This is a genomic window from Streptomyces sp. NPDC057302 (assembly GCF_042667685.1).
In the GTDB taxonomy this organism is placed as follows: Bacteria; Actinomycetota; Actinomycetes; order Streptomycetales; family Streptomycetaceae; genus Streptomyces.
Map to the genome: position 1 here is coordinate 38,700 of NZ_JBHUZJ010000010.1, position 17,139 is coordinate 55,838.

16 protein-coding genes and 1 pseudogene are annotated in these 17,139 nt (G+C 66.9%); 7 read left to right on the forward strand and 10 right to left on the reverse strand.

Annotated features, from left to right (window positions below):
- The first annotated feature begins 189 nt into the window (after positions 1-189).
- A complete protein-coding gene (locus ACFUPX_RS10325) occupies positions 190-1,017 on the forward strand; it encodes a hypothetical protein (RefSeq protein WP_383319163.1) in 828 nt (275 codons plus the stop codon).
- A gap of 431 nt (positions 1,018-1,448) precedes the next feature.
- Here the strand turns inward: ACFUPX_RS10325 and ACFUPX_RS10330 are convergent, their stop codons facing one another.
- Together ACFUPX_RS10330 and ACFUPX_RS10335 are read right to left on the reverse strand one after the other, a co-directional pair.
- Positions 1,449-1,937: a glutathione peroxidase gene (locus tag ACFUPX_RS10330; protein WP_383319165.1), complete on the reverse strand. Its 489-nt coding sequence runs from the start codon at positions 1,935-1,937 to the stop codon at positions 1,449-1,451.
- Between the two features lie 37 nt (positions 1,938-1,974).
- The gene (locus tag ACFUPX_RS10335) at positions 1,975-3,453 is read right to left on the reverse strand and encodes an MFS transporter (RefSeq protein ID WP_383319168.1); all 1,479 of its coding nucleotides are present in this window, start codon (positions 3,451-3,453) and stop codon (positions 1,975-1,977) included.
- 128 nt (positions 3,454-3,581) lie between these two features.
- Between ACFUPX_RS10335 and ACFUPX_RS10340 the strand changes: the two genes are divergently transcribed.
- Positions 3,582-4,544, forward strand: a complete 963-nt coding sequence (locus ACFUPX_RS10340) for an Lrp/AsnC family transcriptional regulator (RefSeq protein ID WP_383319171.1) — start codon at positions 3,582-3,584, stop codon at positions 4,542-4,544.
- Positions 4,545-4,730: 186 nt separating this feature from the next.
- Here the strand turns inward: ACFUPX_RS10340 and ACFUPX_RS10345 are convergent, their stop codons facing one another.
- The gene (locus ACFUPX_RS10345) at positions 4,731-4,988 is read right to left on the reverse strand and encodes a hypothetical protein (protein ID WP_383319174.1); all 258 of its coding nucleotides are present in this window, start codon (positions 4,986-4,988) and stop codon (positions 4,731-4,733) included.
- 200 nt (positions 4,989-5,188) lie between these two features.
- Here ACFUPX_RS10345 and ACFUPX_RS10350 point away from each other — a divergent pair, with 200 nt between their 5' ends.
- Entirely contained in the window at positions 5,189-6,415 is a 1,227-nt protein-coding gene (locus ACFUPX_RS10350) for a tyrosine-type recombinase/integrase (protein WP_383319177.1), read from the forward strand.
- Positions 6,412-8,811, forward strand: coding sequence for a tyrosine-type recombinase/integrase (locus tag ACFUPX_RS10355; RefSeq protein ID WP_383319180.1), 2,400 nt, complete (start codon positions 6,412-6,414; stop codon positions 8,809-8,811). The genes ACFUPX_RS10350 and ACFUPX_RS10355 overlap by 4 nt, the downstream gene beginning before the upstream one ends.
- Before the next feature lie 54 nt (positions 8,812-8,865).
- Here ACFUPX_RS10355 and ACFUPX_RS10360 read toward each other — a convergent pair whose 3' ends face one another.
- The 3 genes from ACFUPX_RS10360 to ACFUPX_RS10370 all read right to left on the reverse strand — a co-directional run bounded on the left by ACFUPX_RS10360 (position 8,866) and on the right by ACFUPX_RS10370 (position 13,087).
- Complete coding sequence (locus tag ACFUPX_RS10360) at positions 8,866-9,450, reverse strand: hypothetical protein (protein ID WP_383319183.1); 585 nt, start codon at positions 9,448-9,450, stop codon at positions 8,866-8,868.
- 146 nt (positions 9,451-9,596) lie between these two features.
- Positions 9,597-11,816, reverse strand: a complete 2,220-nt coding sequence (locus ACFUPX_RS10365; protein ID WP_383319439.1) for a tyrosine-type recombinase/integrase — start codon at positions 11,814-11,816, stop codon at positions 9,597-9,599.
- 2 nt (positions 11,817-11,818) lie between these two features.
- Positions 11,819-13,087: a tyrosine-type recombinase/integrase gene (locus tag ACFUPX_RS10370; RefSeq protein WP_383319186.1), complete on the reverse strand. Its 1,269-nt coding sequence runs from the start codon at positions 13,085-13,087 to the stop codon at positions 11,819-11,821.
- 138 nt (positions 13,088-13,225) lie between these two features.
- Between ACFUPX_RS10370 and ACFUPX_RS10375 the strand changes: the two genes are divergently transcribed.
- A complete protein-coding gene (locus tag ACFUPX_RS10375; RefSeq protein ID WP_383319188.1) occupies positions 13,226-13,399 on the forward strand; it encodes a hypothetical protein in 174 nt (57 codons plus the stop codon).
- An 81-nt stretch (positions 13,400-13,480) separates the two neighbouring features.
- On the opposite strand, the gene ACFUPX_RS10380 is transcribed toward ACFUPX_RS10375, so the two are convergent.
- The 4 genes from ACFUPX_RS10380 to ACFUPX_RS10395 all read right to left on the reverse strand — a co-directional run bounded on the left by ACFUPX_RS10380 (position 13,481) and on the right by ACFUPX_RS10395 (position 15,362).
- A complete protein-coding gene (locus ACFUPX_RS10380; protein ID WP_383319191.1) occupies positions 13,481-13,855 on the reverse strand; it encodes a fic family toxin-antitoxin system, toxin component in 375 nt (124 codons plus the stop codon).
- A 1-nt stretch (position 13,856) separates the two neighbouring features.
- On the reverse strand, positions 13,857-14,078 hold the full coding sequence (locus ACFUPX_RS10385; RefSeq protein WP_383319194.1) for a hypothetical protein: 222 nt from the start codon (positions 14,076-14,078) through the stop codon (positions 13,857-13,859).
- A gap of 124 nt (positions 14,079-14,202) precedes the next feature.
- Entirely contained in the window at positions 14,203-14,715 is a 513-nt protein-coding gene (locus ACFUPX_RS10390; protein WP_383319197.1) for a PIN domain-containing protein, read from the reverse strand.
- Between the two features lie 386 nt (positions 14,716-15,101).
- Positions 15,102-15,362 (reverse strand): hypothetical protein, encoded by a 261-nt coding sequence (locus ACFUPX_RS10395; protein WP_383319200.1) that lies wholly within the window; start codon positions 15,360-15,362, stop codon positions 15,102-15,104.
- 255 nt (positions 15,363-15,617) lie between these two features.
- On the opposite strand from ACFUPX_RS10395, the pseudogene ACFUPX_RS10400 reads away from it, so the two are divergent.
- Positions 15,618-16,034: pseudogene (locus ACFUPX_RS10400) on the forward strand (PHP domain-containing protein); the annotation flags it as partial.
- Positions 16,035-16,377: 343 nt separating this feature from the next.
- Positions 16,378-17,136: a DUF6193 family natural product biosynthesis protein gene (locus tag ACFUPX_RS10405; RefSeq protein ID WP_383319203.1), complete on the forward strand. Its 759-nt coding sequence runs from the start codon at positions 16,378-16,380 to the stop codon at positions 17,134-17,136.
- The last annotated feature ends 3 nt before the right edge of the window (positions 17,137-17,139 follow it).

The following is a 17,139-nucleotide window of genomic DNA, read 5'->3' on the forward strand; positions in this document are numbered from 1 at the left end:
TTGTGGATGTCTGCCACGCATTCGGATCCTGGGCTGCCGACGCGTCACGATCTCTCACCGACGCTGGCCGACGTGCGGGGAGGCTTTGTGGCGCAAGGGTTTCCCTCGTTCGAGGTCGAGGAGACGGATTGAGGCTTTCGGGCGGTGCGAAGCTGGTCATGATCACGTCGGATTCCCCGGTGGCGGGGGATGTCGTCTGCGCAGGAGGTTGCCGTGGTCCTGGTCATCGTTGTCGCTGTACTGGCTCTGTGTGCGGGGCTGGCGGCGAACCGGTTCCTGCGGCCCCGGCTGCTGGCGGGCGATGACGACGACGCGGGTATGGCCGTCAAGGACCTGGTCGGCCCGCTGCTGACACTGACGGTCCTTCTGCTGGCTTTCGTGCTGGTCACCGCCTCCGGTTCCTACGGCAAGGCTGAGGTCGCCGCACGCGGTGAGGCCCGCGCGCTGGACCAGCTCACCGAGATCGCCGAATACACCCCGCCGGCCGAGCGGGAACGGGTCCAGGCGGACACCGTCTGCTACGCACGTGCCGTACGCACCCAGGAGTGGCACGCCATGGCCAACGGCCACGGGTCGGCCGCGCCCAGCGTCTGGTCCACCGACGTCCGCCGCTCCTTCCGCGACCTGGAAGGCAAGCCCGTCTTCGGCATGCTGATCAGCGCCGACAGTAAACGCTCCGACGAGCGCGAGGAACGCCTCACCCAGGCCACCGCCAGCATCCCCTCCGCCATCTTCTGGTTCCTGCTGGCCACTCTCACCATCACCGTCGTGGCACTGGGCATCTGCCTGCCCCGCAGAAACAACCGCGGCCAGATCATCGCGCTCACCGTGATCACCGCGCTCCTGACCACAGCGCTGTGCATCATCCGCGACGTCGACCGGCCTTTCGACGGCGTCATCAACGTCCACCCCACCGCCATCACCGAAGTCGAACGCCAAGCCACCCGCGACTTCCTCGCCAACCACCAACCCGCCGACCTGCCCTGCGACGACAACGGCAACAAGCGCAACACGTAATCGGCGCCCCCGGCGGCCGAGTTGCCGGCCACAGCCGGGCTCGTCACGTCGGGCCGGCTCCTCCACGAACCAGTCTCCGAGCGAGCCCTGCCCCGACGCTCATCTGCTGGCCAGGCTGCCCTAGGGGGCTCAGCTTCCGGGCTGGGCGTGAGCGGGGAGTGGTGTCAGGGCTCTTCGGGCATGCCGTGGCCCCGGGGCACCTCCCGAGAAGTTAGAGCCGCTAACGTCCGCTGGAGGAATGGAATAGCACAGGGTTGGAATACTGCGTCTTTACCAGTCATCCACCGGCTGATGCCGGGCTGCCGCGCCTTCTCTGAACTAGGACTCTTAGACGCGTAGTTGAGGCATCGTCATTCGAGGTCCTGATGAAGGGGGATTGGCCCAGGGCGCAGACGAACCCTGGGCCAACATGCGTGAGTGGTACACGACCGTTAGGCGGGTAGGACCGCCTCGATTGCGGTGGTGACCTGGTCGGTGTCGGGTTCGGTCTGTGGCGCGAAGCGCGCGGTGACGGTGCCGTTGGGGGCGATGAGGAATTTCTCGAAGTTCCAGCGCACGTCGCCGGTGTATCCCTCGGCGTCGGGGGTGTCGATCAGCTTGTCGTAGAGGGGGTGGCGGGTCGGGCCGTGAACGTCGGTCTTCTGCGTCATGGGGAAGGTGGTGCCGTACGTGGCGGAGCAGAACGTGGCGATTTCCTCGGGGGTGCCGGGTTCCTGGCCCATGAACTGGTTGCAGGGCACGCCCAGGACGGTGAAGCCGCGGTCCACGTAGGTCTGCTGGAGCTTTTCCAGGGCGGCGTACTGGGGGGTGAGGCCGCACTGGGAGGCAACGTTGACGATGAGGACGGCCTTGCCTTGGTACTGGTCGAGGTGGGCGGGGCCGCCGGTGAGGGCGTCGATCTCGGTGTCGAAGACGGTCATGTCTCTCTCCTTGTGTGTGGTGCGTGGGCGGGTGACGTCAGCGGTGGGTGGCGGGGGTCTTGTCCGGGGTGTGCGGCTGTGCGGTGCCCGGGCGGGGCCGGGGATCGTGGGTGATGAGGAGGGTGGCGGCGAGCGCGGCGAGGGTGAGGATGCCGGCGGCCCACCACAGGGCGGTGCTGTAGCCGTGGACGAGGGCGTCGGTCTTCTGCCCGGCATGGGCGCCGAGGTAGGTGGCGGTGGAGGTGGCGGCGAGGGTGTTGAGGAGGGCGGTGCCGATCGCGCCGCCGACCTGCTGGGAGGTGTTGACCATGGCGGAGGCGATGCCTGCGTCCTCGGGGCGGGCGCCGAGGGTGCCCAGGCTGAAGGCGGGCATCAGCGCGGTGCCCAGGCCCAGGCCGGTGACGAGCATGCCGGGCAGCACGATCGCCCAGTACGAGCTGTGCGGGGTGATCTGGGTGAGGATCAGCAGCCCTGCGGCGGCGATGAGGAAGCCGGGGCCCATCAGTGCGCGGGCGGGCAGGCGGGGGGCGAGGCGGGGGCCGATCTGGGTGGAGGCGAACACCGAGGCGGCGGCGATCGGCAGGAAGCCCGCTCCGGTCTGCACGGGACTGAGTCGAAGGACGGTCTGCAGGTAGTAGGTCAGGAAGAGGTACATGCCGAAATTGCCGATGACGGCCAGGCCCACCGCGAGGTAGGCGCCCCCGCGGTTACGGTCGGCCAGGACGCGCAGGGGCAGCAGCGGGGACTTCGCCCGAGTCTGCCATCCGGCGAAGGCGGCCAGCAGAATCAGTCCGGCACCGATGGGGCCCAGGGTGGCAGCAGAGGTCCAGCCGTCCTCGGAGGCGTGGGACAGGCCGTAGACGAAACCGGTCACCCCGAGGGAAGCGAGCAGGACGCCGGGCACATCGAGGCGGGGCCGAGGTCGGTCGGCGGCCGGGGCGGGCAGGGTACGTAGGGCGCCGAGGGCGGCGGCGATGCCGAAGAAGATGTTGATCAGCAGGGTCCAGCGCCAGTTCAGGGCCTGGGTGAGGATGCCGCCGAGCATGAGGCCGATGGCCGCGCCGCCGCCGGACAGGGCGCCGAAGACTCCGAATGCCTTGGCGCGCTCCTTGGTGTCGGTGAACATCACCGACATCAGGGAGAGCACGGCGGGCACGAGCATCGCGCCGAAGATGCCCTGCAGGGCGCGAGCGCCGATCAGCATGCCGGTGTTCAGGGCTGCGCCGCCGAGCGCGGAGGCGGCGGCGAAGCCGATGATGCCCGTCAGCAGGGTCCGCTTGTGCCCCCACAGGTCCGCGAGGCGCCCTCCGAGGAGGAGCAGCCCGCCGAAGGTGAGGGAGTAGGCGGTGATCACCCACTGGCGGGAGCCGTCGGAGAAGCCGAGATCGGACTGGACGGAGGGCAGCGCGATGTTCATGACGGTCACGTCCAGGACGACCATCAGCTGGGCGAGACAGATGAAGAACAGCGCCTTCCAGCGTCTGGGATCTGCCGGCGCGGGCGTGGGGGTAGGCATGGCGGTTTTCCTGTCGCATCGGAGAACAGTGCAGGTGGGGGCGTGCTCCACGGTCACAACAGGAAGGAGAGATCCTGAAGCCGTACGCTGAAATCCGAAGAAATCCGTCACACAGGCAGGACGAACCGATGGTTTCCGGCGCCATCCCCGACGAGACCGATCAGCGCCTGGTGCAGGAACTCCTGCGGGACGCCCGCGCACCCTTCGCCCGCATCGCCGAAGCGATCGGTGTCTCCGAGCACACCGTCGCCCGCCGCTACCGCCGCCTGCACCACATGGGCCTGCGCGTCATCGGCGTCCCAGGAACCCAGCACAGCGGACCGACCCGGTGGATGCTGCGCGTGCACTGCGCCCCCGACGCCGCCACCAAGATCGCCGACGCCCTCGCCCGCCGCGACGACACCAGCTGGGTCGTCATCGCCTCCGGCGGCACCGAACTCCACTGCGCCGTCGACACCTACAGCACCCGCGAACGCGACGCCCTCCTCCTGGACAAACTCCCCCACACCCCCCGCGTCGTGTCCGTCCAGGCCCACCTGATCCTGCAGACCTTCGCCGGCACCTCCGACATCTGGTACGCACCCCTGCCCGGACCCGACACCCCGCAGGAGACCCGCGACGAGGCAGCCGCCGCCGATCCCGCCCCCGACGCCGTGAACCTGCAGCTCATGGCCGAACTCGCCAAGGACGGCCGCACCCCGCTCACCGAACTCGCCCACGCCACCGGCCGCTCACCGGCCGGCATCACCCGGCGTCTGGAACGCCTGAGAGCGACCCGGGCCCTGCACCTGGCCGTCGACTACGCCCCCGAATACCTCGGCTTCCACGTCCTGGTCCGGTTCTGGCTGCGCATCGCCCCCGGCCAGCTCGGAACGGTCGGCACCGCCCTCGCCGACCACCCGGAGATCCCCTTCGTGGCCGCCACCACCGGCGCCTCCCACATGGTCGCCACCGGCATGTTCCACAACACCCAGGAGCTCTACCAGTACCTCGACCACCGCATCGGCGCCCTGCCCGGAGTGGAATCCATCGAGACCGCCCCGATCCTCCGCGAAGTCAAACGCCTCACCTACCACCCCACCTCCCGATAGACATCACACAGCAAGCGTTCTCGCTACTGTCGAGCTCTCCCGCCAACGGCCCGCACCTAAGCGAGATCGGGCAAGGCCCGGATCGCGGAACTTCACATCAAGGGCCGATGAGAAACGACTCCCGCTCAAACCTCCACAGTCACCATTCAGAGACAAGGAGCCGCAGCGTACGAGTCCGTGCCGGCGCTATGCCCGGACGACAGAACTGGATGAGGTGCGGATGGCGAGGTCCGGGAAGGTCGGCATGCCCAGGTGGACAGCCTGTTGCTTGCGATCAACGGCAGCATCAAGTTGAGCCAGCTTGTCCTCGGAACCGGAGAGGCTGACCTGTAAGCCTTCGATTTCTCCGGGCCACCCTTCTCGTTCGGCTTCCAGAATCCGGGCGATCAGGTTGTCACGGATCTCAACGAGGCGTGGACGTTGGGCGGGCTCGGGTCGAAGCATGGAACATCGGACGTCCCGTTGACCGAACTAGCTTGGGCTCCCTTCGAGGTCAACTCATAGTGACGACAAGGGATTTGTGGCTCCTGCTGGCGGGTTGTGGTGACTGCGCGTGTGGTGGTGGATCTGGTTTCATCGCGTGTCGTCGAGTACGTCGGCCCGTGGAGGTATGGGTGCCAGAGCAGAGCGCGACGGTCCGGGACGTGGCGGCGTTGAAGGTGGCGAGGGTCGGCCGCGTGGAGAAGAGCGATGACCCGCTGCGGCCGTTTCGGCTCGTAGATGTCGATGGCATCGAGGTGACGGCGGTCAGTGAGTTCCTGCACCACATGCTCGCCGACGATGCGAGTCCGACGTCGCTGCGGTCCTACGCCTACGAGTTGTTGGCGTGGGTCCGGTTCTTACGCGCCGTGGACGTTCCCTGGGATCTGGCGAGCCGGGTCGAGGCTCGCGACTTCGCGCTGTGGCTGAAGACGACGAAGAAGCCACCGCGGCGGCGCCGTCCCGAAGCGCCCGCCCCGGGCTCGGTGAACCCGGTCACGGGGAAGGCCGCACCCGGCGAGAACTATGCCGCTCGGACCAGGCGGCACGCTCGCGCGGTGATCCGCTCGTTCTACGAGTACCACCGCGAGACCCACGGCCGGCCGCTGATCAACCCGTTCCCGCAGGGCGGGGCTGCCGACGAGGGGAGTCCGAATGCGCATCACAACCCGATGCAGCCGTTCCGGCGGCCCTCGCGCCGGGGCACCTATCAGCCCAAGGAGCCCAAGCCGACCCCGCGGATCATTCCTGACCAGGCATTCAACGACCTGTTCGCTAGGTTGAAGTACAACCGGGACAGGGCTCTGATCGCGTTCTACATCTCCACTGGCGCCCGCGCCTCCGAGCTGCTGGGTGTCCCGCAGGGCCTGGTCTCACCCGGGGACCAGACAATCGGCGTGGTCCGCAAGGGCAGCCAGGTCCTGCAGCACCTTCCCGCCTCCGCCGACGCATTCGTTTGGCTGCGGCTCTACCAGCAAGAACTGTGCGGCATGGTCCCCAAGCACCCGTCGGAGCCGCTGTGGTGGACGCTGCGACGGCCCTTCCGCCCGCTGGAGTACGACGCAGCCCGGATGGTCTTCACTCGTGCCAACCAGCTGCTCGGCGCGAACTGGACCCTGCACGACCTGCGACACAGCGCGGCCAAGAGGATGGTCCGCGATCCGAACCTGACCCTCGCCGACGTGCAGTGGGTCATGGGACATGCCCACATCACCACCACGGAAACTTACATCGCTCCCACGCCCGACGAGGTCGTCGCCCACGTCCTGGCCCACCATGAACGACAGCGCACCGAGCACGGAAAACCCCCAGCACCGCCAGCGCCGGGATACCGCCCTGAAGTGCTGGCAGCGCTTTTCGGCACCTCGACCGCCAACGGGGAGAGCCGGTGAACTCGTCCGCGAACGTCGACATCGCCAGGCCCGTCGAGCAACCTGCGGTGGACCAAGCACTCGAGTGGCAACCGCGAGTCGGCGAGGCGAGCTGGTGGCAGACCCGTCAGAGCCGGGAGAGCCTGGTCGAGCGGCTGCTGGGAATGTTCACCGACCCCGCTGCGGGCCTGACCCGCGACAAGACCCGGCGACGGGGCCTGGGCAAGCTGCTGGACTGGCTCGAAGGCCAGCCCGGAGAGACCTGGCAGGATCGCTGGATGGCCAGCGGGGCGGACGACGCCGGCTTCGACTGGACCGATCTGCCCCTGCAGGGACGCGGCACACCCAAAAGCCACTGGCGCGATGAACTGGCCACGGGACTGGTGCTTCTGGTCGCCGGGCAGGCGATCCGACCCAGCTACCCGTGGCTGCTGCGGCAGCGGGTGACGGTGATGCTCACCGAGACTCGGGCCGCCAGTGACCCCGATGCCTTCCAGCGGCTCGAACAACTGGCTCAGCACGCGACCCCGACAGCGAGGTCCGACGCCCTGAACAAGCTCACCTGGATCGTGATCCGCAAGGGCGGGTTGGTCAGCGACATCACCGTCGGCGACTGCATCGAGCTGACCGCCGCACTTGAGGAACACCACTTCCGGGGCAGCGCGGGCCGGCCACTGTTCTATGCCCTGCTCAAGGAGACCGGCGTGCTCCCGGCCAGCGCACCGCTGCGGCTGCGGGCGCTTCGCATCGAAGGCCGCCGCAGCGTCGAGCAGATCGTCGACGCGTACGCCATCGAGTGCCGGGCCGTCCGTGACCTGCTGGTCGAGTACTTCACCGAGCGGTCTTCCGAGCTCGACCACGTCTCGCTGCGTTCGATCGCCCGCAACCTGTGCCGGTTGTTCTGGCGCGACCTGGAGATCCACCATCCCGGCATCGACTCGCTACGACTGACAGCGGAGGTCGCGCAGGCGTGGAAGGAACGCCTGGCCTACATCCGTGACGCCCAGGGCCACCCGGTGCGGCCGCGGGTGAACTTCCGCAGCGAGCTGGTGTTCGTCCGGGCGTTCTACCAGGACATCGCCCGCTGGGCCGCCGACGACCCGGCGCGGTGGGCGCCCTGGGTGGCGCCGTGTCCGATCAAGGCCAACGAGTGCGCGACGAAGAAGTCCCGGTCCGGGGTGAAGTCCCGGATGGACCAGCGGACCCGGACCCAGCTGCCGCTGCTGCCCGCCCTGCTCCGCGCCGTCGACCGGCACCGCAAGGACACCATGGCCCGTATCACCGCAGCTCGTGCGACGTCGGTCGGTGGACGGTTCCTCGTTGCCGGGGAGGAGTTCGAGCGCTGCGGGTCCGGGCAGGCCCGCCGCGTCTACGTCACCGAGGTGGCCGCCGGCAGGCGGCGGAACCTGACCCACGAGGAGGAGGCGGCGTTCTGGTCCTGGGCGACGGTGGAGGTGCTGCGGCACACCGGAATCCGGATCGAGGAGATGCTGGAGCTCACCCACCACAGCTTCATCGCCTACGCCCTGCCCACCACCGGCGAGGTGGTGCCGATGCTGCAGGTCGCCCCGTCCAAGACCGATTCGGAGCGGCTGCTGCTGGTCTCCCCGGAGCTGGCGGAGGTGCTGACCGCGGTGATCTTCCGGGTCCGGGCCGGGAACGCCGCCCTGCCGCTGGTGTCGGCCTACGACGTGTTCGAGCAGACCTGGAGCCCGCCCATGCCGTTCCTGTTCCAACGCCGGTACGGCACCGAGGACCGCCCGCTGACCCGCAGCTACATCCGCGAGTGCCTGGTCGCGACCTCACAGTCCGCCCAGATCACCGCGGCAGGCGACCCGCTCGAATGGCGTCCCCACGACTTCAGAAGGATCTTCGTGACTGACGCCATCCGCTCCGGGCTGCCCCCGCACATCGCCGCGAAGATCTGCGGACACGCTGCTCTGGACACCACCATGGGCTATGCCGCGATCTACCCGGAGGACGTGATCTCTCATCATCGGGCCTTCATCGCCCGCCGCCGAACCGAGCGGCCCAGCGAGGAGTACCGCGAGCTCACTACCACCGAGTGGGACGAATTCCTCTCCCACTTCGAACTCCGCAAGGTTGCCCTGGGGACCTGCGGTCGCGACTACTCGACGCCGTGCCAACATGAAAACGCTTGCGTCCGGTGCCCCCTATTGCTCGTGGATCCAGCCCAGTTGCCACGCCTGCAGGAGATCCACGCCAACCTCGTCGACCGTCTCGAGGAGGCCAGGGAGCAAGGCTGGCTCGGCGAGGTGGCCGCCATTGAGACCACCATGGCTGCCGCCGCGCAGAAGCTGGAGGCGATGCGCGTACGTGCAGCCGAGCCGTCCACAGTCCACCTCGGCATGCCCGACTTCCGCGCGAGCGCCGGCCGAGTCACCCCTGAGCTCTGACCGCGGCTGACGGCCGTCCCCGCCGGCATCTCGCACCTGACTGGCCCAGTGGCCTCAGATGCGAGGCGGCAGGACCTCGATGATCTCGGCGATGCCGGCGACCGGTTGCGCTTCGTACATGAGGATCACGTCACCGGGCTTCAGATGCCGCCATTGCTCGGGCTGAAGGGGGGCCAGGCGAACGTCTGCGGTCTCTCCAGGGCCGAGCTGTGGCTCGAACTCCACCCATAGCCTTGCGATGCTGAGTGCTGGTTTCCCGTCGGTGGTGCGATTGCCGATGTCCCACATGGGCCTGAGCCGACCGTCCCCGGAAAAGGCGGTTCGGCGTCCGCCCTCCTTCGGGTCCATCAGACTCAGCGTCACCCGGAGAGTGCCGTGCTGGACTTCCCAGCCCCGCCACTGACACCAACGGTGGCTGCGGTCGAGCATCATCTGCCGAGCGGCTTCGGCGAGAAGCTCCCAGAAGTCCACGGAGACGGGGTGGACATCCCCGAACTCTTCGAGAAGGCCGAGCACCATCTCCCACTCTTGGCGCCTGATGTCCTCGCGAACATCCCCGACCGTCTGGCCGTTCTCTGCCATCGCGTCCTCGGGCAGCAGATCGACGGCCTGCCGAAGGAGTGTGAACGCATCATCCATGCCGTGCATTGTTCCTTGCTCCCGGATGCCCCGTTCATGGGAGCCCCAGCAGGACCCGGCGGCGTGACACGCCCGGATGTTCCCAGGCGCCAATCTGTCTGCCCACTACTTTCAGCAACCCGACTGCGGTCCTACTTACCCGGCCGTCAGACGGCTAGTTCGGATAAGCAGGCGTGTTCGTGGATGCATTCTGTGCCGTAGGCGCGTCCGCAGGTGCCGACGGAAAGCTTCCGTCGTTCGAAGTGTCCGAGGAAGGCTTCCCATTCTTTTTCGGTTGGCCTGCGGTACTCCTCGCTCGGGCGCAGGGCTCGACGACGTGCAATAAACGCTCGGTGGGCCTCGATCGCCTCGTTAGGGTAGGTCGCCTTGTAGCCCATGGTCGTGGACAACTGTTTATGCCCGGCGATGACTTGAGCGATGTGCGGCGGCAGCCCGTTCAGGATCGCATCTGTGATGAAGATGCGGCGGAAGTCGTGCGGTTGATATCGCAGGGGCTTTCCTGAGCTGTCAGTCAGCCCGGAGGCTTCCAGGGTTTCGTTGAGTGTCTTGCGGATCGCAGTAGCCGGGACGTGCCTGTTTTGCCCGCTCCTGTGCCATTGGAAGAGGAGGGGCATCGGTGGGTTCCAGAGCCTCTCTCCTTCGTCCCAGCATGGGATGCAGGGGATGACGTTGGAAGCCTCCCGGACCCGGCAGATGATCGCGCTGAGTACGTCGGCGAGTTCGGGCGAGACGAGCATCAAACGTTCCTCGTCCGTCTTGGACGGGGCGATCTGAAGCAGCGGGATGATTTCCCCTGTGGACGGCAGCCTGTATTGGATGAGGCTGTGGTGGCTGACTTCGAGCATTTCCTCGATCCGGGCTCCGGTCAGTCGCAGGAACTCGATCGATGCCCACGCCCAGAAGGCTCGGTTCTCGTCCAGGTCGAGCGCGACGCGGCGGCCTCGGGAGTTGAACGCGACGCCCGCCGTGGGCGTTTGAGTCCGGGATCTGGCCTTGGTGTAGGTCTCGCCGCAGACGGTGAATGTTGAGCCGGATGCTGTGGTTCGCAGCGCCTGCAGCCGGGCTTGAGCCTGTTTGAGTCGCTCGTCGGCGGCTCTGACGAGCGTGGGAAGGACTGGCAGTCGTTCGCGTGTGCGCTGGTCGGCTCGGGCTTTCCGTCGGTTCTCGTGTTTCTTGTAGGCGATCTCCGATTCCTTGATCGGGCAGGGCGCGACCCATGGCCCCCAGCGGCCTGGTTCCTCCGCGGCCCAGAACGCGAGGTCGAGGTAGAAGGCTTTGACGGTGGTCAAGGTAGCGAAGGCGTTCATGCGAGGGAGAGTGACGTCGATGATCGTGCCGTCTGGCTGCCGTTGCCGGATCGTCTTGCTGCGGATGCGGGTTTTCCAGGCGGAGGCGACCTCTGGCGACAAGTGAAGGGAGTCGATCCCCGGGTGGTGTCTTTCCAGATCGCCCCAGAAGTGTATGGCCAAGGCCCGCGCGAGCCCTTCCAACGAGTTGTAGTCGAGGGCGGGTTGACGTTCGGAGACGTAGTCGACGAGGAGGTCACGGATAGGCCGACACCGGAGTTGGTAGCGGTCGATGAGTGCTTCGACGCTGACCTGGCCCACGCGGTTGGCAAGGCTCCTCAAGGTGCTTGGCGCGTCGGAGGGAAAGTTCCCCAGTTCTCTCAACCACGTGTAGAACAGCGACCGCCCCGAGCCGCCCTTGCTGTAGATCTGGGTCTCTACTTCCTTGAGTTCAAGGCAATCTCCGACGGTGATCTCGCGGATGGTCCCCCCTTTGGCAACAGTCATGATCGCGATCTGGTTGCGGGACTGCATTCCCAGGCGGGTGTGCCACATGTCCGTCCCTGCGATGTCAGCAAGGGCCTCGAAGCCTTCCGGATCGCGGAAGGTGCCGATAGTGGATCTCAAGTGCTTCGACCTGCGGGTCAACAGCCACGGGAGGCCCGGGCGGATCACATCGCAGCCGACCAAGGCGAGTGCCCCGGTCTTCAGAATGGTCGGTGTTGCCGATCTGGGGTCGCGGGTCGCAAGCCAGGACCTGAGACTTTCGAACCACTCGGCCGGTGCGCTGTCAGCCGGGCTGCTTCTCCACCGCTGCTGCCAGGTGTTGCCGGGGAACTGACTGAGCCAGTGCAGGATCATTTCGGCACCGGTATGGCGCGCGTAGCGGGTGCTCTTGACCTGTGACGGTAACGCTGACGCGATGTGGTCGAGAATCTGCGCAGCGTCCAGCGCAGTGGTCGACCAGTAGTCCGGGACCTCACGAGGCAGATAGGCGGCGCGCAACGATTTCTGCGTGGCTCCGCGGTATTTGAGAGCCGGCTGCAGCACTAGAGGTGCTGCAGCCGCATCGGAGGGCATGGTCACAGGTTCCTCCCGAATAGGACGTCCAAGCTTGCTGGGTTGTAGCCCTCCGCGAGCTGGATCTGCTCGGGTTGACTGGCTCGTCGGGCATGATGTGCTCGGATCTGCTTGATCACGTCATCGAGGCCGGCCGCCACATAGATCTCTGTCGTGGACAGGTGAGCATGGCCGAGGACCCATTGCACGTGTGTCAAAGGCATGTTGGGGTCCTCGGCCATGCGGAACCCTGCGGTGTGTCGTAGATCGTGCAGGGTCCAGTTCGATCCGAGCAGAGAGTTTGCGCGGTTCAGCATCGCCCTCGCAGCGTGGTAGTTCAGTGGGCGCCAAGGGCGCCGGAGGGTCCACCACAGCGGCTGCTCGCAGCCGCGAGGGACGTCCATCCGGCGGAGATCTTCCTGGTAGAGGCGAATCCAGACGAAGGTGTCCGGTGAGGCAGGGAGCGACTGACTGTTCCGGGTGCCCTTGCGGATTACGGTGATCAGCTGCTGGCCTGGATCGGCGTCGGCCTCGGTGCTGGTGAGGAGTTCTTCCGCTCTGGCGGCGGTGGAGACCCAGGATGCGAGTAGGGCTCGGTCGCGGTTGTACTTCAGGGCGGCAAAGAGGGCGTTGAACAGCTCGTCGGGGATCCGCCGCGGCACCCGCTTGGGCACCTTGGGGCGGTATCGGCCTTGACGCTCGTTCTGGAATGGATCCATCGGGTTGTGACGGGCGTTGGCGCGACGTGTGCGACGAGATCGGTCGAGCGGGAACGGGTTCAGGAGCGGTCCGGTGCCCTCGTCAAGGTGGAAGTCGTAGAAGGCCCGCAGAACGGTCTCGGAGTGCACTCGGGTCGAAGCGGCGTACTTCGGTCCGGGAGGCGCTTTGCCCGTCACAGGGTTTGGTGTCTGGGCCGCCCGTGGTGTCGGAATTGCCTCGGCAGCAGCACCGGTGCGCTTGTGCCGCCAGTGCACCCGAACAGGCTTGTCGGCAATCGCCATCCAGCGAGAGAAGTCCCGGCCCTCAGCGCGCGTGGCCTGGCTCCATGGAACCTCAACCGCCCACAGAAATCGGAACCATCGCAACAGGTCCATCCCGTACGACCGCAAGGTGGCGTCCGGCTTGGACGCTGCCTGAAGGTCGGCAAAGTAGAGCTGTACAGGAACGACAACGGCCCCGGCAGGGTCGATGAGCCGATAGGGATCCCATTGCTCGCCTGTCTCATCAAGGCGACCCAGATCCGGCAGAACGAAACGTGCCAAGTCCCTCATGGAGACCTCTCGGTCCGGCATGACCGGAAGCTAGCAGAGACACCTTCTGATCTGCGAATACTCATCGGTTAGTTCAGTCAATAGGCCGTGGCCTGCTCCTCTGGACTCGCCGATCACAGCCGGAGCCATCAGATCGATCAGGCCGAGTGGGACCGCGTGATGACGCGGATCACCCGGGGGTGGCAACGGGTCGGCTTCCAGCCCTACCGGGACAACGTGCTGCTGTTGTCCCCGGCCTCACTCCTCCTGGAGGAGCAACGCTCTTTTCTGCGGCGGGAGTTCGCCGAGCTCGGCGCCGCCTGGCGGGTGGAGAGAGCGCGTGCGGGCCTCTGATGAGCGTGTCAATGCGCGGGCAGTCCGTCACCCTGCAGGCTTGGCGCCTCATGTCCCAGCCCGCCGAACGCTGCGGTGGGTTCACATCCAGGTTCTCAGCGCTGCGGCTACGTCGCGCACGCCGAGGCGGCCTTCGACCACCGCGGCGACCAGGGCGACGGCATCCTTGCTGCTGACCTCGGCTTTGATGCCGCTGGCGTGCAGATAGGCGTAGGCGACCTGGGCGGCGAACAGCTCGTTGGAGTGCTCCAGGGCCGGGACCCTGGCCAGCGAGTGCAGGAGTGCCGCAGCTCGGTGGTGGGGGAGCTCATAGATCAGGGTGCCCATCACGGTATGCCGGTGGCGGGCGACGGCAGCTCCTATCGCTCCGTGATCAGTGACATCCGGATCCCCGGGGACCAGGCTCTGCGCGGCCTCCAGGAGCCAGCGCTCATCGACGATGAGGACGAAGGCCACGTCAGGCGGCGTGACTGGTGGTGCCCGCACCGAATTCCTCGGCGAAGGCGCTGCCGTGCTCGTCGGCGAAAGCCTTGGCCGCCGCGGTGAAGCGGGGCCGAGCAAGGTCGGCGGTCAGCAGTTGCGCGGCATAGCGGTCGGGCTCGACCTGACCGCCGGCGGCCTGGCGCACCAGCTCCGCGTACGTCTCTTCGTCCATCTGCAGACGGATCTCCTTGGCCATGCCCCTACGGTAGCCGCACCGTCGACCCGGCAGGCAGAGAATGCGCAGTGATATCCAGAGCTCCGTCCTCGGGTCCACGCGCTGTCTATCGGGCTTGCGGTGGCTGGCCATCCAGGGCTGTGCCCTACTTTCGGTGGTCCCCGGGCAGACGCACCGCCCTGAGGTCCATCTGTTGGGCGCGTAGGCGCATACCGATGTCATCTGTCAGAACGCGCGCACCGGTGTCCGGATGCAGATTGGCCAGGTCGGCGGCGCACCGCAGGATCGACAGATCGGTGTCGCCGCGCCGGTCGTCCGTGTCGACCCAGATTTCCAGCGTGACGCCCTGCCGCAGCGACACAGGCTGCCCGGGCCGGCTGTTCTGCACGGTGCTCTCGAGAAAGCGGATGGCGGTGGCAGCTCTCTTGGCCAGCTCCCCCTGCCCGTACTTCTGGCGGTCGAGTTCGTCCACCACGCACAGCGGTACGACGAGCCGGGTCTGCGGCGTGTTCTCTCCCTGGCCTCTGAGCACCTCGCGCCAGAGCACGTCACTGGGCTGTCGCCAGTGGTTGAGCATGTTGGTGTCGTACACGACGGGCAGACCCGGCCGGGCGGCCAGATCCTTCAGCGCATTCAGTTCGGTGCGGGCCTGCTGCATGGCCTTCACCTGGTGGTCGATCTCGGTGGTGAGCGCCTGGTTCTGCGCACGCCACGCTCGCTGCGTGCCGGGGGAGCTCGGTAGCGCTGACCCACCCGCTTCGGTCGGCGCTGCCGATCGGCAGGAGGTTCCAGTAGGCCGCAGAGTGGAGTCCTGCAGCCAGATCCGGGGCAGCGAAGGCCTGCTTGAGCGCGGGGTACGTGTCGTGCACCGCGTCGGTGTAGGCGGCGTAGAGGTCTTGGGCGCCACGCGCGTTGGACCACTTGTTCTCCGCTCGGAGGAGCACGTCTTCTGCGTGGACCAGGGTCGTCCCCAAGTTGAGCCTCATGACCAGAGCGTGGCAGAGCGGGGCAGCGCGGCGCGGACAACGGCTGAAGTCGGCGGACTCAGATCGCCCGTACCGTCCGTGCTGCTCCTGCACTGATCGACTCACCGCGCCCGGCTGTCCAGGTCTTCAACAGGACTTCTTCCTCGGGATCTTCTGCCTGTACCGAGAGCGTGATGACCACACCAGGAATGGATCCGTAGACACCGATCTCGCCCATGTACTTCGCCTCGGCGACCTCCTTCACGGTCCACCAGCCAGTCACCGCCGGGCCGTCCTCGCGGAACCGGAGCCGAAGGATGTAAGTGCCGGGCTTCGCCATGCCCGTAGCTTCGCACGACTGGCCGATTTCAGAGGTTCCGGCGGAGCGGCCGCTCTGCGGCTGCCCGATGCGATGGGCATTCCTGCAGGTGAGGCATATCCTGGCCCGTCGTCTGGTGCTGCTGTACCGACAGGATTCAGACGTGATCGATTCGCCGCTTTCACTCATTCGAACTATTGTGCGAGTAGTGATGATCGTGGCCAACTGGGACGGGACCGTCGGGCAGGGGGTGTGACGAGTGGCAGGAGGTGCGTGATGGGCGGCTTCGCGCATCTTCATGTCGCCTCCGGCTACTCGGCCCGCTACGGCGCCTCGCTCCCCCACGACCTCGTCCGCCGCGCCGCCGAGCGCGGTATCAGCGCGCTGGCGCTGACCGACCGGGACACGGTGGCCGGAACGGTGCGCTTCGCGAAGGCGGCTTCGGCCGCCGGGGTGCGCCCGATCTTCGGTGTCGATCTCGCGGTTGCTCCCGCCACGGCCCAGGAGGATGCGGGGGCGCGGCGCCGGGTACCGGTGCGCGGAGGCGCGCATGTCATCCAGGCGAGGTGGCGGGTGACGCTGCTGGCGCAGGATGCGGGCGGCTGGGCGCGGCTGTGCCGGATCGTGTCGGCCGCGCATGCCGCGCCGGTGGACGGGGTGCCGGTGGCGCCCTGGCCGGTGCTTGCTGAACACATCGTGAGTCCGAAGGAACGATCTCGTCTGCTCGAAATTCGACAGAACCTCACGGACCGCATTGCCGAGGCCGAACGAGAAGGCTGGCTTGGGGAAGCCGAAGGACTTTCGGTCAGCCTTGCCGCAGCAGAGGAGAAGATTGAGCGCCTGGACGCACAAGAGTCACGGCGAGATTCGCCCGTCTTCCTCGGTGTTCCCTCGCTCTTCCAGTCATAAGGCGGGTTTCAGCCCAGGAGTTCCGCCATGGGCACCACGTGGCAGCTCGCCACCGACAAGTTCGGTGGACCGGTGCAGCGGGATCCGGCCGCACGCCCACGCGAACCGTCAGGCACAATCTGGCGTCGTGCCTATACCTCCCGATCCAGCAGACCTGTATCCCGACATCGCGGTATATGGCAGCCTCCGCGCCGCGCTGCACGCCGCGTCAGAAGGTCGCCTGTCATCCACCTCAATGCGGTTCTCGGAGTCCGAGCCGCTGGACCATGTGGCGGTCGACTGCTCCCTGCCCTATCGCAACTCGCTGTTGATCAGCGCCTGGGTCCATGAGCGAAGGTGGTCGATCCGAGGGACCGACTCATTCCAGGAATTGGCGCTCGTCGGCGGCAAAACGGAAGATTTGATGGAGGTCGCTGCGGCCGCCCTGGCATGGCACAACGGTGAACCCCTCGACGCCATTCAACAGGCCGCCCCGTTTGTGCACCTCAGTGGCCGCTTCGAAGTGCCCGATCTTGACCCCGCTCGCCTGACAGCAAGCGAATGGCAGCACCTACGCACGGAGGCCAGCGAGCTGGAGTACCCGTGGGGTCCCGCCTATCAGGCGCTGGTCGAAGCGGCTCATGCCGAGCCGGCGCTGCGTCGGCTCTACCCCTTCACCAGCCATTGGGCCTTGCGTTTCTCCACCACCACCCGCCCAAGCCTCACTGTCGTGGGACCGATGCTGTCCGCCCGCAGCATCGACCACTACACGGTCTCCAGGACGTTGACGGGCGACGAAGGGGCGCAGTTCAGCGCACCAGCAGATGCGGTGGCAGCGGCCGTGCGCGAGCTGCCGTTGGGCCTCGCGTCAGTCACCCTCGGCGACACCGAGATGCGGCGCCGCTAGTTC